Source organism: Desulfoprunum benzoelyticum (assembly GCF_014201505.1).
GTDB lineage: Bacteria > Desulfobacterota > Desulfobulbia > Desulfobulbales > Desulfocapsaceae > Desulfoprunum > Desulfoprunum benzoelyticum.
This window is the reverse complement of sequence record NZ_JACHEO010000020.1, coordinates 22,072-44,367: the sequence shown is the minus strand read 5'-3', so window position 1 is coordinate 44,367 and position 22,296 is coordinate 22,072. Positions and strand designations below refer to the sequence as shown.

Genomic DNA, 22,296 nt, shown 5'->3' with positions numbered 1-22,296 from the left:
GTTGTGGGTCTCAACTGTTAGTCTTCAATCTTTTTGCGCCGGCAACTCTTTCTCGACTGGAATACCCGCATCGACCATGAACTCACGGAATTCATCCTCATAGCCGGCGTACGAATGCGGTTTGATATCCGGATTCCAGGGGTTGATGTGGCGTACCGCCCGGCTGTTGTTCTTCATATTTCGAGTGGGGCTGAGGAAAACGCCGCCGAGATGCATCAACTTGCTGAAGGGGAAATAGACAAGCAGGGTGGCGACGAGAAAGACATGGATATAGAAGATTGCGCCGATCTCGCCATTGATGACCGGGGAGAAGGTCACAAGGCCCACCGCCAGCTGCTTGATGGCGACGATATCGATCCCGTCGCGCAGGAAATGGCGCATCAGGGCGCCGGTCACCCCGATGGCAAAAATGAGGACGAGCGGGAAGTAGTCGTTCACAAGAGAAATATACCGCACATGCCGGTTGACCAGGCGCCGGGAGAACAACAGTGCCGCACCACCGATCAATCCGGCAGTCGTCATATACATGCTTGGGACCCCGATCTCGAACATGCTGTCGGCCCAATCGAGAAAGGCGACGACTTCCGGCACAGGATTGAGGAAGAGGCGCATGTGCCTGATGACGACAATCAGGAAGGAATAATGAAAAACGATACCGAACAGCCACAGCCATTTCGACGATTCATACGTAATTTTCGGCCCGTCATGGATCTCCGACTTGGTGTTTCGGAACAGAGAACGGAAGGTGAAGATTTCAAGCAGCATCCGGGCGACAACCTCGGCGGTGGTATCCGGGGCTTCGAGCCGGTTGTGCTTGATGAACTCCAGCGATTTTCCCTGACCGCAGGTGGTCTGGATGGAGAAGGGAACAGGCGACTTGGCCCACTGCACCACTCTGTAGACAAATCCACCCAGGAAGATCGCGATGGCCACATAGGGGACAAAGACACCAAAAAAATATGGCATTCCCGCTATCTGGGATCCTACCCCGGCAATCAGAATGAGCACAATGACTGCCAGAAATGAGAAGGCGTACTTCATTTCTTACCTCACTTCAAAATGAACTGTTATTAGGTACCGGACCGATGCGATCGGCCGGCACCAGCTAAATACTCTCGACCTTTGGAATGGAATCCTGAACTTTATTTTTCTGCAACGATGACGGGCATCGACTGTCTGTAAGGATATGGGTGCCCGTCTTGATCTCCTGTATCCGGGTCTGATACAGTCGCTCTCTGCACTGCATGTAGATATCAAAGGCGGCCAGGATCGCAAGATCGACCGCGAACTCAAAATCATAGAGCTCAGAAACCAGGTGGCGTCGCTCTTTATCGGCAGCCAGTATTTCTCTGGTAATGTGCTTGACAGCGTTCAGTGGGGCTACAGCCTGTGAAGGAGAGAATTCCTGGATCGAGCGGATTTTCAAAATCTGCTCAAGGGGCGGAATCATCTGTTCTGTTCCAGCCCCCTTGACAAGAAGGGAGAACAGTTTTTTCAGGGCCTCGCGAATATTGCCGCCAACGGGGTTGGCAAACATGTCCCGTTCTTTTTTAAAGAAACTGGAAGCCTGGTAGGTCGACAGGGTATAGTCGACCCATTGGTCTACAATCTTGTCCTTATAATTCCTGAACGCTTCAGCGAGGTCCATCCGCTAACCGCCTTGAATCATTTAATATCAATATCATCAGCATCTTATCTACCACCCCTGTTGAATGAATGACCATTCATAAAAGCGGATTTCTAGCATCTTTCCATTTCTTTTTCAAGGATATTTTACTGCGGCCCAGGGCTCCGAAGGCAGTATCGACTGAGCTTGTCTCTTCACCTGCGCCCTCCCCGCCACTCAGGTCATATCGGCAATGATCAATTCAGCCTCCTGGATATAAGGGTCGTCCTGCACTTCCTTCAACCACTCGGCACCGCTTGACTGCATGTCTTCCTCATCCTCCGCGGTCTCGCTGTCAGTCCGCGCCTCATCACCGAAAAGGCCGAACTGACTGCCGACCTTTTCCTTGGCCAGCCTGGCCTCCTCCTGCTTTTTCCTCATGTCGTCGATATCAAGCGAGATAACGGAGTTATCCACCTGTTCCTGCACCCTGGCGATTTCGTCCCGGATAGCTTTGAACTTCTCATTCCTGACAACCCGGTGGGCGCTGGCGGCGCGTATGGTATCGAGCTTGGCCGGAACCGCCTGGGACTTCGCGAAGGTAACCGGGTCGATACTGCTCCACGGCATCGAGTATTCGAGGAACCGCTCCCCCGATTTGAGACTTTCGAGGATGCTTGGGAGGACGATATCAGGTTCCATCCCTTTATACTGCGTCGACCCCCCGGTTATCCGGTAGAATTTCTGGATCGTCACCTTCAACGCCCCGAGATCATCGTATTTATTGATCTGGAACAGCGGGATGTTGTCGTTGAAATCGATGACGGTCTGAACGGTCCCCTTCCCATGGGTAGTCGGCCCGCCTATGACGATCGCCCGGCGATAATCCTGGAGCGCGGCGGCGACGATTTCCGAGGCGGAGGCGGAAAAGACATTGACCAGGACCACGAGCGGTCCGCTATAGACCATTTCCGGGTCTTCATCGTTCAAGACCCGGATCGAACCGTTACTGTTCCTGACCTGCACTACCGGTCCGGAGGGCAGGAAAAGACCGGCGATATCGACGGCATCGACCAGGGCCCCGCCGCCGTTATTGCGGAGATCAAGGATGATGCCGTCGACCCCCTGTTTTTTGAGCGCCAGCACCTCCTTACGGGTATCGTCGGTCGAGTTCCTGGCGTTTTCGCCGTTGCTGGTTTTTTCGAAATCGCGATAGAAACTGGGGATATAGATCAGGCCGATCTTTCTGCCATCGGAATTTTTCAGCACCGTGCTCCGGACAAAAGTCTCCTCGATCTGGACGACGTCACGGACAATGGGAATGATATCCTTCGACCCGTCGGCCTTGCGCACCGTCAGCCGGACCTCGCTGCCTTTGGAGCCGCGGATCAGGCGAACCGCATCACGCAGCCGCATATCGGTGACATCCACCGGTTCTTCGCCCCCCTGGGCAACCTGGAGAATCGTATCCTCGGCCTGCAGTCGCCCCTGCCTGGCCGAGGCACTGCCGGGGATTATCCGCATGACCTTGATGAAACCGTCATCTTCGCGCAGCAGGGCGCCGATCCCTTCGAGACTGCCCCGCATGCTGATATCGAACTGCTCCTTGCCGGCCGGCGGAATGTAGTTCGTGTGCGGATCGAAGGCCCGGGCGACGGCATTGAAGTAACGGTCGTAATGGTCCTGCCGCGTTTCCTGGCGCAGGCGGCGGAAAATCTCCTTGTACCGCTTGGCTACCTTTGACCTCGCCTCCTGCAGCAGTCCGTCCGGAGTTTTGTTCTCCTTGGCCTTCTTCGCATCGTCCTCAAGTTCGAGGTAGCGGGAGATAATCTCAGATTTGAGAATCTTGCGCCACCGGTCCTGCAGCCCCGGCAGGTCTCTGGCAAATTCCAGTTTTTTCGGATCGGTCTCGAGGGTTTCGGAGGCGTTGAAATCAATTCCCGCCGCCAGGATGGCCTCGACCATCTTCTCGGCCTGGTCGATCCTTTCGCCAAGAATATCCATACCCGCATCCGGCAGGGGGTTGTTTCCCTGCACCAGGTTGTCGTCGATATACGGGGCGAAGGCCCTGAGTTGATCGACATCCTTCTGCAGCAGAAATCTCTTCTGGAAATCGAGCTGGTTGAGATAGAGGGTGAACGCCGCCTGCGCCAGCTCATCGTCCATGGATTTGTCACTGAGATGCACGGTCGGTAGCTGCTTGGCCAGCATATAGCCGATGAGCCTGTTCCGCTTCAGAAAATCCGCTGAAGACCGGTTGTCGGCACTTTCCCCGAAGCCAAGCAGGGGACAGCTCAAAAGCAGCAGGAGGGCGAAAACTGGTGGTGTGAGATATTTCATGTCATTCAGTGATAAAGAGAAAAACGGAATTCAGGCGCAAAGTCTGACCCTTAACCTTAAAAGACATACCAAAAGCGTGCCGTAAATACTACGACAAAGAGATACGGAAGTACGTATTTCAGCAGGATGGAGTACAGAGCGTAAGGATTTGTCCGATCACCCCTGGTCTGTCAGAGCAAGGAGAAAATCATTCCTCCGGGCACAGTCGGCGTATGGACATCGGCAATGAATCGCTGACGAGACCGATTCGACAGGCAAAATCGTTCAAATCGGTGAAGGTGCAGTTGATGCAGGATTTCCGGTCGCCGCTGGCTACTTGCGCCGCCTCGGCGGCAAGGAAGATCAGCAGAGCCGCCGCCACCTCCCTGCAGAAATCCTGCATGTCGAGGCCATGACGGCGGCAGAAGGATTCGAACCTGCGGTAATTGGCGATCGACCTGGCCAAGCCGCGGTATATGGAGGTGTCACGGTTATCAAGCTGCAGATCACGCAGGACGATCTCCCGATACCGCACACTGGCCGCGTCCAGCAGCCTTCCCCACTGATCCTGCGACAGGTTCAGCCGGGGCCCGTCTTCCGCCTCGGTCAGATAGTGACGGGCGGCATAGAGGGCGATCTCCGGAATCTCGCCGGAATGCCGCACCACAAACCATTCGTTGTCGAGATGCTCCTCGACGCAGGCGCTCATTGATCGTCTCCACCAAGATCGAAGATCGTCCGTACCGTATCGATCTTGGCCTCACTGTTATCCCGCCCGCCGCAGGATTCACTCTTGAGATAGGCAAGAGGAGCATGGAGCATTTTCGCCGTGATGGCCGAAAGCATGACCTCGATGGCGTGTCTCTCCTCCTCGGACAGGCCGGTCAGGCGCGGCAGGGTCTTCTCCAGTTCGGCCCGGCATATGCCGTCCGCCTTATTGCGCAGGGCCAGAATCGTCGGCGTGACCGTCATCCCCTCCATCCAGCGCCCAAAACTGAGCGTCATCTCGTCGACGATCCGCGTCGCCTTGACCGCCTCGCGCTCCCTGCCAGTGCGGTTCATCTCGACGACACTGCTGAGATCATCAATATCATAGAGGTAAACGTTTTCCAGGTCGTTGAGGTCGGGATCGAGATCACGCGGCACCGCGATATCGATGAAGAACAGGGGCCTGTTCCGGCGGACCCGCATGACCGGCCGGACGTCGCTCTGGCGCAGAACCATGGTCGGCGCCCCTGTCGAACTGATGATGATGTCGACCTGTTCGAGCTGACTGATCAATTCGTCGAAGGAGACTGCCCGACCATGAAACCGCTTGGCCAGTTCCACTCCCCGGGCCAGAGTCCGGTTGGCGACGACGACTTCGGCCACCCCCTGGCCGACGAGATGCTCGGCAGCCAGCTCCGCCATTTCCCCGGCACCGATCAGCAGGACCTTCTTGTCCCTGATATTGCCGAAAATCTTCTTCGCCAGCTGGACCGCGGCATAGCTGATCGAGACGGCAGCCGAGCCGATCGCCGTCTCTGTCCTGACCCGTTTGGCGACCGAAAAAGACTTGTGCAGCAAACGGTTGAGCAACGGCCCGGTGCAGCCAAACCGGGAGGCATGGCGATAGGCTTCCTTCAGCTGGCCGAGGATCTGGGCCTCCCCGACGATCATCGAATCGAGACTGGCGGCAACCATGAAGAGATGGTGAACCGCGTCCCGATCGTAATAGATGTACAGATACTCACGGCACTGTTCTTTCGCGATACGGTCTCCGAACAGGAAAGAGAGGATGTTGTCTATCAGTTGATCGCTCGGTTCGGCCACCAGCAACAGTTCCACCCGGTTGCAGGTCGACAGCAGATAGCATTCCCGTATCGTCCCGATCTGCTTCAGGGCGGTTAGCGGCTGTTCGTAGCCGCTTGAGAGGGCCATCCTCTCGCGGACCTCCACCGGGGTCGTCTTGTGATTGACCCCGAGGAGTATGATGCGTTCACCTGGCATAGCTGTGCACCCCGCCAAGCAGATAACTGACCCCCCACAGGGTGAAGGCGACAGCGGCAAAACCCAATATGGCCATGATCGCCGCCCGCTTTCCCCGCCAACCGGCGGTGAACCGTTGATGGATCTGGATCAGGTAGATGAACCAGGTAATCAGCGACCAGGTTTCCTTCGGATCCCAGTGCCAGTAGGTTCCCCATGCCTGTCTGGCCCAGACCGAACCGCTGACGATGCCTAAAGACAGAAAGACGAAGCCGACGGTAAGGCAATGGCTGTTGAGCTGATCCAGCGCCTCGAGAGAGGGCAGACGGGGGAAAAAGTAGCCGAAACGCTTGCTCTTCAGCTCCCGTTCCTGGAGGAGATACATCAGGCCGCCGCAGAAGGCCAGGGCAAGAAAACCATAACCGAAGAGCGAAACCCCGGCATGCACGGGGAGCCACCAGCTCTGCAGGGCCGGCACGAGTTCACTGACCTCCCTTGATGCCAGGGAGGACAGGACGAGAAGAAACATGATCAACAGGGAGACAAAGGCGCCGAAATTCTTGACCGTATAGCGCCACCGAAACGACAGGTATGCCCAGGTGGTGGCCCAGGCAAAAACGACAACAGTCTCATGCTGCGAGGTTATCGGGGCATGACCGACAAGTTGATACCGCGAAAGGATATACAGGGTCTGGAGGATCCCTGACGAGACCAGCAGTATCCTCGCCACCTTGCGCACCCTGTTTTTCTGGCTGACGAAGAACACACTGTAGGTGGAACAGGCCAGAAAGGTCACCAACATAACGGCCTGAAAAAGCAGGTAGCTGATTTCGCTCATTTTATCCTCAATACAAGGATGGCGGAACAGGATGCATACCGACCGATCCCCGGTTCACAAGGGATACTCTTTCTTCTCTCGGTTGGCGACCTCGACGAGGGACCGAACGACAGGTTCCGGGTCGAGATGCGGAGGCAACGCAGTCTTCAACATCCCGACCAGACCATCCCAATCCGCATCCCGGATACGCCCGGCGAGATCCAACTCCAAGATGTCCCGAAAAACCGGCGCATGGTCCGCCGCATCGCCGCCACCGCCCATCACCAACGCTCTCAGCCGGCCGAGAAGATCGACGGTCACCCCGTATTCCCAGCCGAACTCCGCTTCGAGGCTCTCCCTGATCCGCCTGGAAAATGCCGGACTCGCGCCACCGGTCGATATGGTAATCAGCAGATCACCGCGCTTCAACTGGGAAGGCACCTGGAAGTCGCAGGCCGCCGGGTCATCCGTGCTGTTCAGCAGGACCCGGCCGGCGGCCGCATCCCTGGCAACCTGCCGCTGCACTTCAGGCCTGTTCGTCGCGGCGATGACGATAAAGGCTCCGTCCAGGTCGCCTGTCCGATAGAGGCGCTGCCGCCATTCTATCCTCCCGGACTGGGCCAGTCGCCGCAGCGGCGCCACAGCTTCGGGACTGACGACCCTGACCCTGCCGCCGCCAATCAGCAGAGCCCCGACTTTGCGGACCGCGACCGGACCGCCGCCGACGACGAGACAGAGTCGCCCGGCAATTTTCAGGTTGACAGGATAGAGGGGGGTCGGACCACTCATGCGTTTCCTTCTTTCCCGGCTCCTTTTCTGACCAGACGATTGACGATAATCGAGACGGGGCTGCCATCCTTGATGTAATTCTGTCTGGCAACGCCGATGTCATACTCCTTTTCCGCCAGCTTGAGGAATTTCGGCAGGCTCTGTCGCCGGGCGTCGTGGGCCAGATAGACCACTCCGTCAGGCTTGAGATAGGTGGCGAAGACGCGCAGCAGCGGGGCGAAAAATTCTTCGCGGAACAGTATCTCGGCGCCGGCAAGGACATCAAAGGCAGGAAGTTGCGGCGGATCAAGCCAGTCGAGGAGGGTCAGTTTGACGTTGTGAAGGCCGGAGGCGGCGGCGCTGACCTGCTGGAAGTCCCTGATGATCTCTTCATAGTCACTGATGGTGACGTCGAAACCCGAGGCCGCCGCGGCCAGACCAGGCGCACCAAGGCCTGCCCCCAGTTCGAGGAGGGTACGCCCCTCGCGCCCGGGAACCCTGGTCAGCACATACGACAGGATGATCGCGGCATCCCAGAGCTTGACCCAGAACGGAAACTGCGTCACATCGGCGAAGGGATCGCGATCACCGATGATTTCCCCAAGGTCGGCGACCTTGAGTAAACGGATAGTGGTGTCGCCGAGTTTCAAGCTGTCAAAGGTCAGCGAATATTTCTGCCGCAAACGGTTATATATCTGTCGCTCCCGTTCAGGGAGAGTCCTGATATCCATTCGTTCTCCTTTCGGTGTCCCCCGGGATTGTTCACATCAGCACGTTCATACGGACAAGGGGAAATACGGACGGCACTCCGCCAGGAGCAGGACCACAACCTCTTGAACTGGAGATGAACATTGAATAAAAAAAGGCCGGTTGACTTTCCGTCAACCGACCCCTCATGGTACAAAAAACGCGACGGTGTGTCAATCAGCAACCTTCAACGCCACCAGCCTTGGAAGTCGTTACCTTGACCTTGTCGTCGGCTTTCATCTTGCCGGCATCTTCACAGGTCATCGTGACCGTGTCGCCTTCGACGGACTTTACGGTGCAATTCACTTTTGCGGCCATGCCGACGCCTGCCATGCTCAATGCGAAAATCAAAGCCAATGCTGCCGTTGCCAATCTTTTTTTCATCGTTGTTCTCCTTTTGCGCTGAATATTTTCCCGGACTGATCGTCAGGGGACATACGCGAAGGGCGTCGTGCCAATTCCCCATCGCAGACGAAACCGCATACCTCTTTTCTTATACAATCTACAAAACCAATCAATTGCATAATATTATATCTTTTTCCCCTGAACTGTCAACCTCTCCGAGGTTTATTCGATCAGGCTCTGTACATCCTTTGCCATCACTGAATGGGGGACCAGCCCGGGATACCGCTTCACCACGTTGCCCGATTTGTTTACCAGGAACGAGACCGGAATGCCATACACCCCGCCGAAATTTTCCGCGGTCGCGGCATCGGCCATCAGGACCGGATAATTGATGGCCTGCTGTTCGACGAGTTCGGCCACCTCCGCCCTGCCTCCCTGATCGACTGACAGGGCGACAACGGAGAAGCCGTTCGGCCCGAATTCGTTTTGCAGTTTGACCAGAGCGGGAATTTCCTGCAGACAGGGAGGACACCAGGTGGCGAAAAAAGTGATCAGCAACGCCTTGCCCTCGAAGCTGTCGCTATCGATGCGTTGCCCGTCCCGGACATCTTCGAGGGCAAAGGCCGGCATTTTGGTGCTGGCCAGGACCTTCGCAGGGACCAGGGCGGAACCGCCGATGACGGCGGCACATATGATAATTACAAGAGTTTTCAATATTTTTTTCATCAACACACTCCCATTCGAGTAGCCACGCGAATCTATGTAATCTTTTTATGAAATACAATACTCCACCCGCATGGAAAGTCAACACCGCAGGGAATAGGCGCACCATATTTCGCCGTCATCCGCCCCGGCGCTGTCAAGACCGGACGCAGATATCGTGTACAAAACAAAAAAACATGCTACACTGGTGCTCTTGAATTGTCGCTGGAGATATTGATGAATTTCCCCTGTTCTCCGCCCACAAGACAATCTCCCATCCGGCACGGCTACTTGCATCGATAAATACATAACTGAATCCTGTCAGAGACAACACATGCATCAAGAAACCGCCATGAAACAAGTTGCACACGCATCCATACCGGCAAGATTTTTTCTTCTGATCCTGTTTATTTTTATCGTCTCTACCCCCCATAACGGCGCTGCTGAACTTGTCGACCGCGTCGTCGCCGTCGTCAATGACGATGTGATCACCCTCTCCGAGTTGGAAAAGGAAGGCGAGCGTTTCTACCGCGACATCTCGGCCAAGACCCCGGCGACATCACTGGCCGAGACCCTGCAGCAGGCCCGCGAGCATGTTCTCGACAGGATCATCGAAAGACGGTTGATCGCCCAGAAGGCCAAGGCCGGGAATATCTCTGTTGCCGATGCGGAGGTCGACGCCGCCTTTGAGCAGATGCTCGACCAGAGCCGTCTCAGCAAACCGGAATTTCTGGCCAGGTTGAAGGCAGAAGGACTGACGGAGACGGCTTACCGGGAAAACCTGCGCGACCAGGTTCTCCAGAGCAAAGTCGTCAATGCCGATGTCAGATCGAAGGTGGTCATTACCGATGAAGAGATACTGGACTACTATGACAGCCGCTATACCACCCAGGTGAGTGGCGGGGGATTCTATCTGTTGCAGATAGGGATATCCTGGCCCAAAGGTCAGGACGCCCCGTCGGAGATCGGCGAAGCCGACAGGAACAAAGCCAGGAAAGAAGCCGAAAAGGTTCTGGAGATGGCCAGAGACGGCGAGGACTTCAAGGCGCTCGCCCGCAAATATTCAAGTTTGCCGTCGGCCGCCGATGGCGGGGATATCGGGCTCTTTCAACTCGAGGAGATGGCGCCCTCCATGCAGCAGGCGGTAAAGGATCTGAAACCGGACGAAATCAGTGATATCATCGAAACTCCGGAAGGTTACCAGTTCTTCAAACTTCTCAACAACGAAGACGGAACCATAGTCGTCAAGACCCCTCTGGAACAGGTGAAAGAGGAGATCAGGAGCAGTCTGTACGAACAGCGTCTGAAAAAGGCCTATGATGAATGGCTGGACAACTTGCAAAACGAAGCCTATATCCAGAAGCTCTAAGCGGGATGCACCACAAAGGGCCGATTGACGACCGGTCCGCCACAATCACCTCTGGCGGCAGACAACTCCCCCACCTTCTCACAGGAACCGATACATGATGAAGACTCAATCCGAAAACGAAAGGGAAACTCTCGGGGCGTTCCTGCGTCGGACAAGGGAAGAACAGGGCCTGACCTTCGATCAGGCCGTCGATTCGACGAAAATCTCGCCGAACTGCCTGAAGGCCCTGGAAGAAGACGATTATGCGAACCTGCCGGCTGACGCCTTTGTCCGCGGCTTCTACGGCATCTATGCGAGATATCTGTCCCTCGACCCTGACGAAATCCGGACCCGCTACAATCAGCAGAAAAAGCACCAGCCCAAGAAGGATGAAACGGACTCCCCCACCCCCGCCGAGCTGGCCCAGCAGACCAGCAGTATGGCCGAACCGCCGTCCGTCACCTCGTTTTCGGTCGTCGGCATGTCGCTGCTCACCCTGCTCATCATCGGGATCGCCGCCTGCTGGTATTTTTCATTCAACCCGGCCACCTATATCAGCCACAAGCTGAGGGGCGGCAACGAGACCGCGACCGTTGCCGGCGAACCGGCGGAAATTCCTCCCGCCACGCCGGACCAGTCCCCCGCAGCGTCGCCGGCCCCCACTCCGCCTTCGACACCGGAGGCTGCAGGCAGATCCGCGCCGGAACCTGACCAGAAAGGCATGACGTCACTTCAGCCTTTCCCGCCGGCGACCGTGCCGTCCTCCTCACCGGCGGGGTCGGAACTGGCTGGAGCAGCCGATGGCCAGACAGCTCCATCGCAAACCGCCGTGACTGAAGATCCCCCCGGCGCTTTACCGGTCCCAGCCACCTACACCCTCAAGGCCACCTTCAAGGAAGCCACCCGGCTCACCGTCAAGATCGACGATCAACCGGCGGAGCACCTCAATTTCACGGCCGGAGCGGTCCAAAGCTGGGACGCCGGGAAATCGATCGTCATCACCCTGCCGGCCGGCACCGGCACCGCACTGACCCTTAACAATCTGCCTCTGACCCTGCCGAAAAAAGCGGCAGGCGAAGAGATCACGGTCTCGATACCGCAAAGCCTCTCCGAATGATCGATGCCGGCCCGTTCCTATGAGGTCGAGGCCATCGTTCTCGCTACCCGGGACCATGGCGAGGCCGATCTCATCGTCACTTTTTTCAGCCTCGAGCGTGGGCGGGCGACCGGTATCGCCAAAGGCGCGAAACGGAGCAAGAGGCGTTTCGTCAACAAGCTGGAAATATTCAGCTTCCTTCATCTCACCTGCTCCGATCCGGCAGGCGGCGGCCTCGTCTTCATCCACGAGGCCGACCTGCACACCCCCTTTCTCCGTCTCCGGACCGATCCCCCACGGTACGCGACCGCCTCGGTGGTCCGTGAGTTCCTCCTGCTGGCCCTGCGAGAGGGTGAACGGGACGAAACAGTCTTCCGTCTCACCCTGTGGGCCCTGCACGGCCTCGACACGGGCAGTCAACGGCTGTCGCTGCTGCTCCTGTATCTCCTGAGGTTCTACAGTGCTATCGGCTACAGACCAGTGCTCGAGGTCTGCCTGACCTGCGGCATCAAGGTGTCTCCGAGCCACGGCTTCGTCTTCAGCCATCTGGGCGGCGGCCTTGTCTGCGCCAGCTGTGCCGCCGCCTCAGGCCATCCCGGCACCCGCCTCTCCCCCGGATCGATCCGGCTCATGCAGTCGGCCCTGGAACTCCCTCTTCAAAAGCTGCACCGCCTCAAGCTGACGAACGCCATGCGCCAGGAGTGCCTCGCTGCGCTACACTTGTATGGCAGGCATCTTTTCCAGCGTGACATCCACTCATGGGTCATGCTCGACTCGTTCGGCAATCGCGACGGGACTACGGCCAGGCCGGTTCAGACATAACGGATCTCGCCGCTGTATTCGGTCTTCTCATGACCGTCGTCAAGCACCATGACCAGTCCCCCCGAACCGGAAATGCCGCTGACGGTCGCCTGGTACTGCGGGGCCTGCATGACGTTGAAACCGAAAACTACCCGTCGGCCGACGGTCGTCGCCAGCTCCCGCCAGCACCGCAGCAACCGGTGGTCTTCCACTTCCCATCCCCCGTCGTCGTACCGCCCCTGCTCCTCCTCGTAGTAGAGCAGACCGAGAGCAAACGAGAGTTTCGCCAGGAAGAGCCGGGCAAAGGCACTGATATCCAGCGGCCGCCCCAGGGCCTGGGCCAGGGAAAGCGCAGTGTCCTGCAGTTCATGCGGGAAGTGACGATTGTTGATGTTGATGCCGAAGCCGATGAGGTTGTACTCCTCCCGGTAACGGGGACTGAAAAAACTCTCGATCAGAAAACCGGCCACCTTTCTGTCCCCCACCAGGACATCGTTGACCCAGCGCAGCTCGGCGGCGATCCCCATCTCCCGCACCGCCTCGCAGCAGGCGACGCCAACGGCCAGGGAGATGAGATTGCGGGACTGCGGCAGCAGGGTGTTGACGTGCAGCAGGCATCCCCACAGCCCTCCGGCCGGGGCATGCCAGGTCCGGTCGAAACGGCCCTTGGAGCGTTCAAGACGGTCGGCGAGGATCACCGTGCCGTTATACACCGACCTGCCGCCCTGCTCCATCGCCGCGATGTGCGTCCGTGCCCTCTCCATCGCCCGGTCGAGCACGGGGTGACACTCGATCGCCGAACCGACAAAGGCGCCGTAGCGCAGGATCGACTCGACGTCGGCCGCAGGCCAGGTCTGCCGCCGCGACCGGTCCTCGATCCGCCGCTGCCGGTTGACCTCGGCGACGGTGACCGCAATGCCGACCCTGCCAAATTCCCGGGCTTCCATCGTCGTCACCGTATTTGAAAGCTGCCGATTATCAGGTTGAAAAACCCTGTTCACTGTCCCAGTCGGCCTTGACCCGGGTGATGATCTTCTGAATGAGGGGCAGTTTTTCCGGGGCGCAGATGCCGAGCAGCGGCTCGCCCTGGCTGACCGAGACCCCGGGGGTGAAGTAGACGGAGTGGATGACCCCGCCCTCGCCGGTGTAGTAGATCGGGGTGTCGCGCTTCATCAGCGACATCGTCAGCACTTCCTCGCCGGCCTCGATGGTCACCGCCCTGGCGCCCTTCTTCTCGATCCGCGACTGGACATCGAGGGCGAAATAGTATTTGGCCCGTTCCGGGGCCCGGAACAGGTACAGGACCTCCTTGAGGATATTTTCGATGATCTCCTTTTTTTTCAGGGGGTGCCGGATGGTCATCAACTTTTCGCCGGCCTCGACGAACTGTCCTTCGAGTTCGGACCGGATCTCGGACACGACGCCATTGGTTCGGGCCGCGATCAGTTTCGGGTTGCGCTCCCGGGTAATCTGGTACAGGGCCGTTCCCGGGATCTGCTGCCACTCCCCGCTCGGACCCTCGACCGCGCCGCCTTCGCCGACCCGGAAGCTGACGGTCCCGGTATGGGTGGCGCAGACCTCGACATAATCGAACGGATCGGAACGATATTTACTTAAAATTTCATCAAAATCTATTTCATTCGCCATATTCGTACAGGATTTTCACAGAGGATGGAAGTGAAACGCAACGGCACTGCATACCGGCCTGCGGCCGCTGTCCCCGCCAGCGTGAACCGGCGGTCCGCCTTGCCGCAGAAGAACTACGTTTATACTGAGATAATGATGCCATGGCAAGTTTTCTTTATCCCCTCACAACCTCCCGGGGAGGCCAGCCGGGGTGAACTGTGAACCAGCCGCTCTTTCCCATCTACCGGGGCCACAGGAAGGCGAGGTAACCGCAATAGCCGCCGAGGAAGACCAGCCCTTCGAGCCGGCCGAGGCGCGGCCCGGTCATCAGAAACGGCAGCAGCAGGACGGAGGTGCCGACCATGACGCCGTAGTCGATCAGGGTGATGCCTCCGGCGGTCATCGGTACCACCATGGTCGACAGCCCCAGCGTGCCAAGAATATTGAAGATATTGGAACCGATCGCATTGCCGAGGGCGATATCGGGCTGGCGGCGAAGGGCGGCGATGATGGAGGTCGCCAGTTCCGGCATGCTTGTGCCGAGAGCGACCACGGTCAGACCGATCACCGCCTCGCTGATCTGAAAGGCCCTGGCCACCTCGATGCTGTTGTCGACCAGCAGGCGGGAACCGACAACCAGCGTCACCAGTCCGCCGCCGATCAGCGCCAGGTCGACTGACCAGTGCTTCGTCGCTTTCGGCACACTCTCGGCAAACTCGCTCTCCACCTCCGCCGCCGCGCCCTTCCGCGCCATCATCACGTTGAAAATGGAATAGACGACGATGCCGGCGAACAGCATCCCGCCCTCCACCCGCCCCAGCCGCCCGTCGAAGAGCAGCACCGGCAGCAGAACCGTGGCAAGGATCATGATCGGCACGTCAACCTTGATCAGCTGGAGGTGGACGCGGATCGGACAGATGACCGCCGAAAGACCGAGGATAACGGCGATATTGAGGATATTGGAGCCGACCACATTGCCGACGGCGACATCGCCCTGACCGGCGAAGGCCGCTTTGAGGCTGACGGCCAACTCCGGTGAACTGGTGCCGAAGGCCACCACCGTCAGGCCGATCACCAGCGGTGTCAAGCCGGCCCGGGCGGCCAGCGAGGCACTGCCCTTGACCAGCAATTCCGCCCCGCCGAACAGCAGCACGAGAGCGACAACGATGAGAGCATACGTCAGGATCATACAAAAAATCTCCCGTCAAACATTGATATCGGTTGCTGGCAACGCCCACTGCAATCAGTGTAGTCACGGCGGCCGCCACAATCAACCGCACCCGGCAGGCCGGCGGTCACAGCCGGCCGCGGTATTTCCGCAGCAGCCCCCGCAACTGGTCGTAGCTCAGGCCGAGCAGCCCGGCTGCCTTGCGCTGGTTGAATCGCCCCTCCTCCAGGGCCCGGCGCAGCAGGCGCAACTCGAGTTGCTCCACCGCCGGGCGGAGCGTCAGGGGTTGCGGCTCGTCCGGCGCGGCAGCCGTTCCGGCGACGGCGGCAACCGGCTTTGTCTGAATCAGGGCAAACGGGGAGCGGAAGGGATCGAAATCGATCGCGTCGATGACCTCACTCTCGGCCCGGTACACCGCCCGCTCGACAACGTTCTTCAACTCCCGCACATTCCCCGGCCAATTGTGGGTCTCGAGGGCCTGCGCCGCCCGGTCGGAGAAGGCCGGCAGGGTCGGACGACCGAGTTCGAAGGCCATCCGGCCGGCGAAATGGTTCGCCAGCAGCAGGATATCCTCTTCCCGCAGCCGGAGCGGCGGCAGAAACAGGACTTCGAAGGAGAGTCGATCGAGCAGATCCGGCTTGAACGTTCCCCGGGCGGCCATCGCCGCCAGATCGGCATTTGTGGCACCAATGATGCGGACGTCGACCTCGACCGGCGCCGAGCCGCCAACCCGCTCGAAGGAGCCGTACTCCACGACCCGCAGGATCTTCTCCTGACCCTCGAGCGGAATCGTGCCGATCTCATCGAGGAACAGGGTGCCGTTGTCGGCGGCCTCAAACCGCCCTTTGCGGCGATGCTCGGCGCCGGTAAAGGCCCCCTTTTCATGACCGAACAGTTCGGCTTCGATCAGGGTTGGCGCCAGGGTGGCACAATTCAGGGTCACAAAGGGGCCCTGCCACCGCCGCGACAGATAGTGCAGACGACTGGCCGCCAGTTCCTTGCCGGTTCCCCGCTCACCGATCAGCAGCACCGGCCGTTCCACCGGGGCGACCCGAGACAGCCGCTCCTGGAACTCGAGAAAGCGTTCCGACTGGCCAAGGGCCTCACCGGCGCCGGCGCTGAACGATTGGCGGCCGGGTGTCTCAGGTATTTTGATCTCCATGCTATGTATTAAGCCATATTTTGGATAATTTTACTATTTATCAGTGTAATTGACCACACATCACCCTCCAGTCAGACCCTCCCATCAACCTATCTCACCAAATTTACTTTACATTCAGAGTAAAATTTTGTCTGGCACACTTCCTGCAATATCAATAGTGCCACACCATTCAACCATAGGAGGATGACCATGGGAGTTTTCACGCGATTCAGAGATATAGTGAGTTCGAACATCAATGCCATGCTCGACCGGGCGGAAGATCCGGAAAAGATGATCAAACTGATGATTCGGGAAATGGAGGACACCCTGGTCGAACTGAAGGTGTCCTGCGCCGGAGTCATCGCCGGGCGCAAGAAGGCCGAGCGGCGACTGGACGAGGTTGCGGCCCGCGAACAGATGTGGGCCGAACGGGCGGCACTCGCCGTCCGCCGCGGCAAGGATGACCTGGCCCGCGAGGCGCTGCTCGAAAAGCGCCGCTTCACGGAGATGGCCGAGGCGTTGCGCGGCGAAATCGTCGATCACGGCGGCCTGATCGAACAGTACCAGCACGACATGGTGGAACTGGAAGACAAACTCGCCGCCGCCAAAGAGAAACGCAGCATGCTGGTCCAGCGACACCGCCGGGCCACCGGCAAGAAGCGGGCGCAGGAGGATATCCGCCGCATGGACAGCAGCGAGAGTATGGCCCGTTTCGAAAAACTCGAAAGCCGGATCGAGCAGATGGAGGCCGAGGCCGACCTCGTCAATTTCGGCCGCAAGCCTGACGTCGACTCCCAGTTCGACGATCTCGGCCGGGATGACGAGATCGAAAAGGAACTTGAAAAGATCAAGGCCGGTACATACAGTGCTGACACGAAACCGGCACAGTAATCCCACACACCTTAATCCCGACGGAGCAACCCGCCATGAACACTGTCATCGCTGTCGCCATTGTCTTCGGTTCCATCGTCATGATGGTCGCCCTCGTCTGCGGCACGGTCCTGACCCTGGTCAAGGCCCGCCGGGAGGGACTGTCCCCGTCCGGGCGGAAAGCCCGGACCGACGAGGCGGCAGTGATCCAGGAACTGTACCAGGGCCTGGCGCGGATGGAAAAACGGGTCGAAGCCCTTGAAACGATCCTGATGGAAAGTCAGGGAAAGGATGGGTATACACGATGAGAAAATACAGTAATGACGGAAGAGGCCTGTACCGGTCACGGGACGGCGTCCTGCTCGGGGTCTGCCGCGGGGTGGCCGATTATTTCGACCTCTCGGTGTTCTGGGTCCGAATGGCGGTGGTGCTCGTCTTTCTGTTGAGCGGTTTCTGGCCGGTGCTTGGGGTCTACCTGGTTGCCGCCCTGTTGATGAAGCCCAGACCGGTGCGACCGATCGAGTCCGAGGACGAGCAGGAGTTTTACGACAGTTACGTCCACTCGCCGCGCAGCGCCGCCCAACGGTTGAAACGCCAGTTCGACAACATCGATCGGCGGATACGCCGGATGGAGAGCACCGTCACCGGCAAGGATTACGACTGGGAGCGCCGCTTCAATTCCTGATCCTCCAGCCGCCGGAGCCGGACACCGCTGGTGTTACGACTCCGGCGGCCAGCCAGGAATGAAGGATGACAGCGTTGTGGCATTTTGCTCGGATGGCGGGTATAGTAGCGGCAATTCCGCCAGGCGGAGGACGCTGCAGGCAGCCCTGACGGTCATCTGCAACAGCCGGACAGCGACCGACACGTCGCCACGCCCTTCAACCACAACGATACAGACCTTCGGTGAAGCCCCCTCCCACCAGCCCCAAAGACACCATCTTCCAGCAGCCGACGCGAGCCGAAGATTTCGAGTTCAACGACCGGGTCGTCGAGGTCTTCGACGACATGCTCGACCGCTCGATCCCCTTCTACAAGGAGGTGGTCGTCTCGACCGCCCGCCTGCTGACGACCCATCTCGACTACGACGACACCATCGTCGACCTCGGCTGCGCCACCGGCTCGACCCTGCTCGAGCTGGCCCGCCTGCTCCCGGATCGAGGCCTGCGCTTCATCGGCATCGACAACTCGGCGCCGATGCTTCACAAGGCCAGGCTGAAGGCCGAGCTGTACTCGAAGCAGGACAGCATCCGTTTCGAGCTGGCCGACATCACCGCCACGCCCCACCTCGCGGTCGGGGCCTTCCTCCTTCACTACACCCTGCAGTTCATCCGCCCGATCCGCCGCGAACAGTTCATCCGCTCGCTGTACGACGGCCTCCGTCCCGGCGGGGTCCTGATCCTGAGCGAGAAGATCATCCTCCACGACAAGCGTTTGAATCGGGAATACATCGACATCTACTACCAATTCAAGAAGAGCCGCGGCTATTCGGAACTGGAGATCGCCAAGAAGCGCGAGGCCCTGGAGAACGTCCTGATCCCCTTTTCGATCGAGGAGAACACCGCCCTGCTGCGCCAGGCCGGCTTCACCGCCGTCGCCCCCTTCTTCCAGTGGTTCAACTTCGCGTCGCTGATCGCAGTCAAACCGGAATAGCCCGCGGCATCATGGAATATCTCGACCTCCTCCCCGAACACGTCCGTACCGACGCGCTGACCGCCCTGCATGCCCAGCGACAACGCTGGGTCAATCAGGACAAGAAGGGATTCCTCCGCTACCGCCGCCCCAGCGAGGCCCTGGCCGCCTTCCACGCCGCCCGCGTCGACTGCTGCAGTGACACCGTCATCCTCGGCGATACCGACGAGATCGACGAGGGCCTGCGGCAACAGGTCCGGCAGCATCTGCTGGCCTTCAAACCCTGGCGCAAGGGGCCGTTTTCGGTCTTCGGCATCGATGTCGATGCCGAGTGGCGGAGCAACCGCAAATGGCAGCGGCTACTGCCGTTCCTGCCCGATCTCAAAGGCAGGACCATCGCCGATATCGGCTGCAATAACGGCTATTACATGTTCCGTATGGCCGCCCACCGGCCCCGGCTGGTCCTCGGGTTCGAGCCCTCGGTCCAGCACTACTACTGCTTCAGGGCCCTCAACGGCATCGCCGCCATCAAGGAGCTGGCGATCGATCTCCTCGGGGTCGAGCACCTGCCGCTCTTTCCCGCCTGCTTCGACGTCATCTTCCTGATGGGGGTGATCTACCACCGCCCCTCACCGATCGACACCCTGCGCGACGTGTTCACCGCCCTGGTTCCCGGCGGCACCGTTATCGTCGAGTCGCAGGCGATCCCCGGCGATGACCCGGTCGCCCTGTTCCCGGAAACGACCTATGCCAAGGCTCCCGGGGTCTACTTCGTCCCCACCGCCACCTGTCTGCGCCACTGGATGGTCAAGGCCGGATTCGAGGCCGTCGAAACCTTCGGCTCCCACCCGATGTCCTCGTCCGAACAGCGGCGGACGGAGTGGATGGATTTCGAATCCTACAGCGATTTCATCCGCCCCGACGACCCGCAGACCACGATCGAGGGCTACCCGGCGCCGCACCGGGTGTTCCTGCGCGGCCGAAAAAAAGGATAACCGGGATCGAAAAGATCGGCGAGACGTTGCCTTTCGCCGCAACTGTGGATACAATCCCTGCACATCACTTCCCAATTCCACGTGACACAAGGAGCGTAACGGCATGGACCAAACCAAATGCACTCTGTACAGCAGCGGCCTGAAAGGGGCCGAGGAAACCTTCGGCGAGGCGGCCGAAAAACGCAACATCAACGAGGTCATCTATTCGTTCGAGGGCCACAAGCTGAGCCGGGATAAAAACACCGTCATCCTCAGCCAGGAAGAGCTGGAGCGCGGCGATATCAGCATGGAACTGGCCTCGCGGATGATGAGCCGGACCTATTATGAGACCGAGAAGATCAGGAAGGTTCTGCAGACCATTTTCCACATGGTCAACAGCGGTCACCAGGTCTTCGTGATCGGTTCGATCCAGGAGGACGGATCGGTCAAGGGCGGCACCGGCTGGGCCGTCGAGCTGGCCAAGATGTTCAACCGCCCGCTGCACGTCTTCGACCAGCCGACCAAGCAGTGGTACATCTGGAAGAACAGCTGGGTTCCCGATACCCCGAAAATCGAGTACGACACCTTTGTCGGCTCCGGCACCCGCTATCTCAGCGACGCCGGCCGCAACGCCATCGAACAGCTGTTCATCGATTCTTTCGGTTCCTGATCCCGTTTCCACAGCCGTCCCATCCACACCGGGGGCATCCATCCGTCAGGAGGGATGCCCCCGGCGTCCGTCATCGCAACCTTCACATCTCCGAAAATGGCAGGCTTCGGGTCGCTCCCCGTGCCGTAGCGATCGGATGCGCCGGCCCCGGGCCATCGCCATCACCCTCTCCGACCCCTGATGACACGTATCCCCATCCATCGGTCCGTCGACCGGGGGCGTCGACAGCGCCAGGCCTGAGTCCCGCCTGCAGTCACCGCCTTTTGGCCGGCCAGATCCGAAATACCGCCCATTTAACCTAACCCACTGAAGAAACGCACAATCCGTGAACACCACGGCTTTCCCATTGACGGCGCAGCGCATTCTGGGTTATATATTATAGTTTTGTCCGGACAATTCGGAACCCCCTCGCACGACTCCGCAACGTCCATCGCAAACAACCAAGCTCCGGCAGGCGCTGTCGCCTCCGGCCCTCCCCGCGAGGACCGGCCCAGTTCCCCGCCGCTACTCCCCAATACTCCGGATAAAGGCAGGACGGTCCGGTGCAGGCCCCGACAAAGGAATGCTCATGAAAGCACTCATTGCTCTGGAAGACGGCAGGATCTTCGAGGGAACGTCATTTACCGGCCCCGGTGAGGCCATCGGCGAGGTCGTCTTCAATACCTCGATGAGCGGCTATCAGGAAGTGCTCACCGACCCCTCCTATACCGGTCAGATCGTCACGATGAGCTACCCGCTGATCGGCAACTACGGCGTCAACCCGGAAGACATGGAATCGGCCGCCGTCCATCCGAAGGCCTTTCTGATCAAGGAATACCATGCCACCCCGTCCAATCACCGCTCCCGCGCCACACTGGCCGAATTCCTCCAGCAGCACGGCGTCCTCGGAGTGGAGGGGTTCGACACCCGGGCCCTGGTCAAGCACCTGCGGACCCGCGGGGCGATGAAGGGCGTCGTCTCGACCGTCGACCTCGATCCCGCCTCCCTGGTGCAGCGGGCCAAGGATTCGACCGGGCTGATCGGCCAGGACATGGTCAAAATCGTCACCTGCCGCGAGCCCTACGGCTGGGCCGACGGCCGGCCGGTGCCGGGCACGGATTTCACCACCGCCCAGCCAGGCATTGACCAGCCGCTGAAGGTCGTGGCCTACGATTTCGGCATCAAGTACAACCAGCTGCGGATCCTGACCGAACTGGGCTGCCGGGTCCAGGTCGTGCCGGCGACCACCGCCGCCGCCACCGTGCTGGCGATGAACCCCGACGGCATCTTCCTCTCCAACGGCCCCGGCGACCCCGAGGGCATACAGGGGGTGGTGGAGAACGTGCGGGCCCTGCTCGGCAAAAAACCGATCTTCGGCATCTGCCTCGGCCACCAGATCCTCGGCCTGGCCTACGGCGGCTCGACCTACAAGCTCAAGTTCGGCCACCGCGGCGGCAACCAGCCGGTCATGGACTTGACGACCGGCCACGTCGAGATCACCTCCCAGAACCACGGCTTCTGTGTCGACATGAACAGCCTCGACAAGGAAGAGGTCGAACTCACCCACATCAACCTCAACGACAACAGCGTCGAGGGCATGCGCCACAGGCGTCATCCGGCCTTCTCGGTCCAGTACCACCCGGAATACGCCCCCGGCCCCCACGATGCCAGGTACCTGTTCGAGCGCTTCATCGCCATGATGCGCAAATAGGCCGCGGC

General features: G+C 59.3%; 24 protein-coding genes. 10 read left to right on the top strand and 14 right to left on the bottom strand.

All coding sequences use genetic code 11. The features are described from left to right. Positions 1-24: 24 nt before the first annotated feature. From dsrM to HNQ81_RS14250, 10 genes are all read right to left on the bottom strand, one after another. Positions 25-1,041, bottom strand: coding sequence for a sulfate reduction electron transfer complex DsrMKJOP subunit DsrM (gene dsrM, locus HNQ81_RS14295; protein ID WP_183351985.1), 1,017 nt, complete (start codon positions 1,039-1,041; stop codon positions 25-27). 64 nt (positions 1,042-1,105) lie between these two features. After that, positions 1,106-1,648, bottom strand: coding sequence for an RsbRD N-terminal domain-containing protein (locus tag HNQ81_RS14290; RefSeq protein ID WP_183351984.1), 543 nt, complete (start codon positions 1,646-1,648; stop codon positions 1,106-1,108). A 195-nt stretch (positions 1,649-1,843) separates the two neighbouring features. Beyond that, positions 1,844-3,946 (bottom strand): carboxy terminal-processing peptidase, encoded by a 2,103-nt coding sequence (locus HNQ81_RS14285; protein ID WP_183351983.1) that lies wholly within the window; start codon positions 3,944-3,946, stop codon positions 1,844-1,846. Between the two features lie 187 nt (positions 3,947-4,133). Then, positions 4,134-4,634 (bottom strand): hypothetical protein, encoded by a 501-nt coding sequence (locus tag HNQ81_RS14280; protein ID WP_183351982.1) that lies wholly within the window; start codon positions 4,632-4,634, stop codon positions 4,134-4,136. Then, positions 4,631-5,914 (bottom strand): glutamyl-tRNA reductase, encoded by a 1,284-nt coding sequence (gene hemA, locus HNQ81_RS14275; protein ID WP_183351981.1) that lies wholly within the window; start codon positions 5,912-5,914, stop codon positions 4,631-4,633. Before hemA ends, HNQ81_RS14280 begins: the two co-directional genes overlap by 4 nt. Next, positions 5,904-6,731, bottom strand: coding sequence for a c-type cytochrome biogenesis protein CcsB (gene ccsB, locus HNQ81_RS14270; protein WP_183351980.1), 828 nt, complete (start codon positions 6,729-6,731; stop codon positions 5,904-5,906). The genes hemA and ccsB overlap by 11 nt, the downstream gene beginning before the upstream one ends. A 54-nt stretch (positions 6,732-6,785) precedes the next feature. After that, positions 6,786-7,499: a precorrin-2 dehydrogenase/sirohydrochlorin ferrochelatase family protein gene (locus HNQ81_RS14265; RefSeq protein WP_183351979.1), complete on the bottom strand. Its 714-nt coding sequence runs from the start codon at positions 7,497-7,499 to the stop codon at positions 6,786-6,788. Beyond that, positions 7,496-8,209 (bottom strand): class I SAM-dependent methyltransferase, encoded by a 714-nt coding sequence (locus tag HNQ81_RS14260; protein ID WP_183351978.1) that lies wholly within the window; start codon positions 8,207-8,209, stop codon positions 7,496-7,498. The genes HNQ81_RS14265 and HNQ81_RS14260 overlap by 4 nt, the downstream gene beginning before the upstream one ends. A gap of 193 nt (positions 8,210-8,402) precedes the next feature. Further along, positions 8,403-8,609: a selenite/tellurite reduction operon protein ExtJ gene (gene extJ, locus HNQ81_RS14255; RefSeq protein WP_183351977.1), complete on the bottom strand. Its 207-nt coding sequence runs from the start codon at positions 8,607-8,609 to the stop codon at positions 8,403-8,405. A gap of 183 nt (positions 8,610-8,792) precedes the next feature. Then, the gene (locus HNQ81_RS14250; RefSeq protein WP_183351976.1) at positions 8,793-9,296 is read right to left on the bottom strand and encodes a TlpA disulfide reductase family protein; all 504 of its coding nucleotides are present in this window, start codon (positions 9,294-9,296) and stop codon (positions 8,793-8,795) included. A 328-nt stretch (positions 9,297-9,624) separates the two neighbouring features. On the opposite strand from HNQ81_RS14250, the gene HNQ81_RS14245 reads away from it, so the two are divergent. From HNQ81_RS14245 to recO, 3 genes are all read left to right on the top strand, one after another. Next, complete coding sequence (locus HNQ81_RS14245) at positions 9,625-10,641, top strand: peptidylprolyl isomerase (RefSeq protein ID WP_183351975.1); 1,017 nt, start codon at positions 9,625-9,627, stop codon at positions 10,639-10,641. A gap of 94 nt (positions 10,642-10,735) precedes the next feature. Continuing rightward, on the top strand, positions 10,736-11,737 hold the full coding sequence (locus tag HNQ81_RS14240; RefSeq protein WP_183351974.1) for a helix-turn-helix domain-containing protein: 1,002 nt from the start codon (positions 10,736-10,738) through the stop codon (positions 11,735-11,737). Between the two features lie 3 nt (positions 11,738-11,740). Then, positions 11,741-12,538 (top strand): DNA repair protein RecO, encoded by a 798-nt coding sequence (gene recO, locus HNQ81_RS14235; RefSeq protein WP_183351973.1) that lies wholly within the window; start codon positions 11,741-11,743, stop codon positions 12,536-12,538. Here recO and HNQ81_RS14230 read toward each other — a convergent pair. The 4 genes from HNQ81_RS14230 to pspF form a co-directional block, all read right to left on the bottom strand. Next, entirely contained in the window at positions 12,529-13,464 is a 936-nt protein-coding gene (locus HNQ81_RS14230; RefSeq protein ID WP_183351972.1) for a biotin--[acetyl-CoA-carboxylase] ligase, read from the bottom strand. The genes recO and HNQ81_RS14230 overlap by 10 nt on opposite strands. Positions 13,465-13,495: 31 nt before the next feature. Next, the gene (locus HNQ81_RS14225; protein ID WP_183351971.1) at positions 13,496-14,164 is read right to left on the bottom strand and encodes a biotin/lipoyl attachment domain-containing protein; all 669 of its coding nucleotides are present in this window, start codon (positions 14,162-14,164) and stop codon (positions 13,496-13,498) included. A gap of 220 nt (positions 14,165-14,384) precedes the next feature. Then, on the bottom strand, positions 14,385-15,332 hold the full coding sequence (locus tag HNQ81_RS14220; RefSeq protein ID WP_183351970.1) for a calcium/sodium antiporter: 948 nt from the start codon (positions 15,330-15,332) through the stop codon (positions 14,385-14,387). A 106-nt stretch (positions 15,333-15,438) separates the two neighbouring features. Then, the gene (gene pspF, locus HNQ81_RS14215; protein WP_183351969.1) at positions 15,439-16,473 is read right to left on the bottom strand and encodes a phage shock protein operon transcriptional activator; all 1,035 of its coding nucleotides are present in this window, start codon (positions 16,471-16,473) and stop codon (positions 15,439-15,441) included. 189 nt (positions 16,474-16,662) lie between these two features. Here pspF and HNQ81_RS14210 point away from each other — a divergent pair, with 189 nt between their 5' ends. The 7 genes from HNQ81_RS14210 (at position 16,663) to carA (ending at position 22,288) form a co-directional block, all read left to right on the top strand. Continuing rightward, on the top strand, positions 16,663-17,343 hold the full coding sequence (locus HNQ81_RS14210; protein WP_183351968.1) for a PspA/IM30 family protein: 681 nt from the start codon (positions 16,663-16,665) through the stop codon (positions 17,341-17,343). Positions 17,344-17,378: 35 nt separating this feature from the next. Beyond that, positions 17,379-17,630 carry a phage-shock protein gene (locus HNQ81_RS14205; RefSeq protein ID WP_183351967.1) on the top strand — a complete coding sequence of 84 codons (252 nt, stop codon included), beginning with the start codon at positions 17,379-17,381 and terminating at the stop codon, positions 17,628-17,630. After that, entirely contained in the window at positions 17,627-18,007 is a 381-nt protein-coding gene (gene pspC / locus HNQ81_RS14200) for an envelope stress response membrane protein PspC (RefSeq protein ID WP_183351966.1), read from the top strand. The genes HNQ81_RS14205 and pspC overlap by 4 nt, the downstream gene beginning before the upstream one ends. A gap of 221 nt (positions 18,008-18,228) precedes the next feature. Beyond that, complete coding sequence (gene cmoA, locus HNQ81_RS14195; RefSeq protein ID WP_183351965.1) at positions 18,229-18,975, top strand: carboxy-S-adenosyl-L-methionine synthase CmoA; 747 nt, start codon at positions 18,229-18,231, stop codon at positions 18,973-18,975. 11 nt (positions 18,976-18,986) lie between these two features. After that, the gene (cmoB, locus tag HNQ81_RS14190) at positions 18,987-19,949 is read left to right on the top strand and encodes a tRNA 5-methoxyuridine(34)/uridine 5-oxyacetic acid(34) synthase CmoB (protein WP_183351964.1); all 963 of its coding nucleotides are present in this window, start codon (positions 18,987-18,989) and stop codon (positions 19,947-19,949) included. 103 nt (positions 19,950-20,052) lie between these two features. Then, positions 20,053-20,598, top strand: coding sequence for a hypothetical protein (locus tag HNQ81_RS14185; RefSeq protein WP_183351963.1), 546 nt, complete (start codon positions 20,053-20,055; stop codon positions 20,596-20,598). Positions 20,599-21,166: 568 nt separating this feature from the next. Continuing rightward, entirely contained in the window at positions 21,167-22,288 is a 1,122-nt protein-coding gene (gene carA, locus HNQ81_RS14180; protein WP_183351962.1) for a glutamine-hydrolyzing carbamoyl-phosphate synthase small subunit, read from the top strand. The last annotated feature ends 8 nt before the right edge of the window (positions 22,289-22,296 follow it).

What these genes read in the sequence shown, in the direction of transcription:
- dsrM (WP_183351985.1), bottom strand. Translation starts at nt 1,041, where the DNA reads ATGAAGTACGCCTTCTCATTTCTGGCAGTCATTGTGCTCATTCTGATT.
- HNQ81_RS14290 (WP_183351984.1), bottom strand. Translation starts at nt 1,648, where the DNA reads ATGGACCTCGCTGAAGCGTTCAGGAATTATAAGGACAAGATTGTAGAC.
- HNQ81_RS14285 (WP_183351983.1), bottom strand. Translation starts at nt 3,946, where the DNA reads ATGAAATATCTCACACCACCAGTTTTCGCCCTCCTGCTGCTTTTGAGC.
- HNQ81_RS14280 (WP_183351982.1), bottom strand. Translation starts at nt 4,634, where the DNA reads ATGAGCGCCTGCGTCGAGGAGCATCTCGACAACGAATGGTTTGTGGTG.
- hemA (WP_183351981.1), bottom strand. Translation starts at nt 5,914, where the DNA reads ATGCCAGGTGAACGCATCATACTCCTCGGGGTCAATCACAAGACGACC.
- ccsB (WP_183351980.1), bottom strand. Translation starts at nt 6,731, where the DNA reads ATGAGCGAAATCAGCTACCTGCTTTTTCAGGCCGTTATGTTGGTGACC.
- HNQ81_RS14265 (WP_183351979.1), bottom strand. Translation starts at nt 7,499, where the DNA reads ATGAGTGGTCCGACCCCCCTCTATCCTGTCAACCTGAAAATTGCCGGG.
- HNQ81_RS14260 (WP_183351978.1), bottom strand. Translation starts at nt 8,209, where the DNA reads ATGGATATCAGGACTCTCCCTGAACGGGAGCGACAGATATATAACCGT.
- extJ (WP_183351977.1), bottom strand. Translation starts at nt 8,609, where the DNA reads ATGAAAAAAAGATTGGCAACGGCAGCATTGGCTTTGATTTTCGCATTG.
- HNQ81_RS14250 (WP_183351976.1), bottom strand. Translation starts at nt 9,296, where the DNA reads ATGAAAAAAATATTGAAAACTCTTGTAATTATCATATGTGCCGCCGTC.
- HNQ81_RS14245 (WP_183351975.1), top strand. Translation starts at nt 9,625, where the DNA reads ATGAAACAAGTTGCACACGCATCCATACCGGCAAGATTTTTTCTTCTG.
- HNQ81_RS14240 (WP_183351974.1), top strand. Translation starts at nt 10,736, where the DNA reads ATGATGAAGACTCAATCCGAAAACGAAAGGGAAACTCTCGGGGCGTTC.
- recO (WP_183351973.1), top strand. Translation starts at nt 11,741, where the DNA reads ATGCCGGCCCGTTCCTATGAGGTCGAGGCCATCGTTCTCGCTACCCGG.
- HNQ81_RS14230 (WP_183351972.1), bottom strand. Translation starts at nt 13,464, where the DNA reads ATGGAAGCCCGGGAATTTGGCAGGGTCGGCATTGCGGTCACCGTCGCC.
- HNQ81_RS14225 (WP_183351971.1), bottom strand. Translation starts at nt 14,164, where the DNA reads ATGGCGAATGAAATAGATTTTGATGAAATTTTAAGTAAATATCGTTCC.
- HNQ81_RS14220 (WP_183351970.1), bottom strand. Translation starts at nt 15,332, where the DNA reads ATGATCCTGACGTATGCTCTCATCGTTGTCGCTCTCGTGCTGCTGTTC.
- pspF (WP_183351969.1), bottom strand. Translation starts at nt 16,473, where the DNA reads ATGGAGATCAAAATACCTGAGACACCCGGCCGCCAATCGTTCAGCGCC.
- HNQ81_RS14210 (WP_183351968.1), top strand. Translation starts at nt 16,663, where the DNA reads ATGGGAGTTTTCACGCGATTCAGAGATATAGTGAGTTCGAACATCAAT.
- HNQ81_RS14205 (WP_183351967.1), top strand. Translation starts at nt 17,379, where the DNA reads ATGAACACTGTCATCGCTGTCGCCATTGTCTTCGGTTCCATCGTCATG.
- pspC (WP_183351966.1), top strand. Translation starts at nt 17,627, where the DNA reads ATGAGAAAATACAGTAATGACGGAAGAGGCCTGTACCGGTCACGGGAC.
- cmoB (WP_183351964.1), top strand. Translation starts at nt 18,987, where the DNA reads ATGGAATATCTCGACCTCCTCCCCGAACACGTCCGTACCGACGCGCTG.
- HNQ81_RS14185 (WP_183351963.1), top strand. Translation starts at nt 20,053, where the DNA reads ATGGACCAAACCAAATGCACTCTGTACAGCAGCGGCCTGAAAGGGGCC.
- carA (WP_183351962.1), top strand. Translation starts at nt 21,167, where the DNA reads ATGAAAGCACTCATTGCTCTGGAAGACGGCAGGATCTTCGAGGGAACG.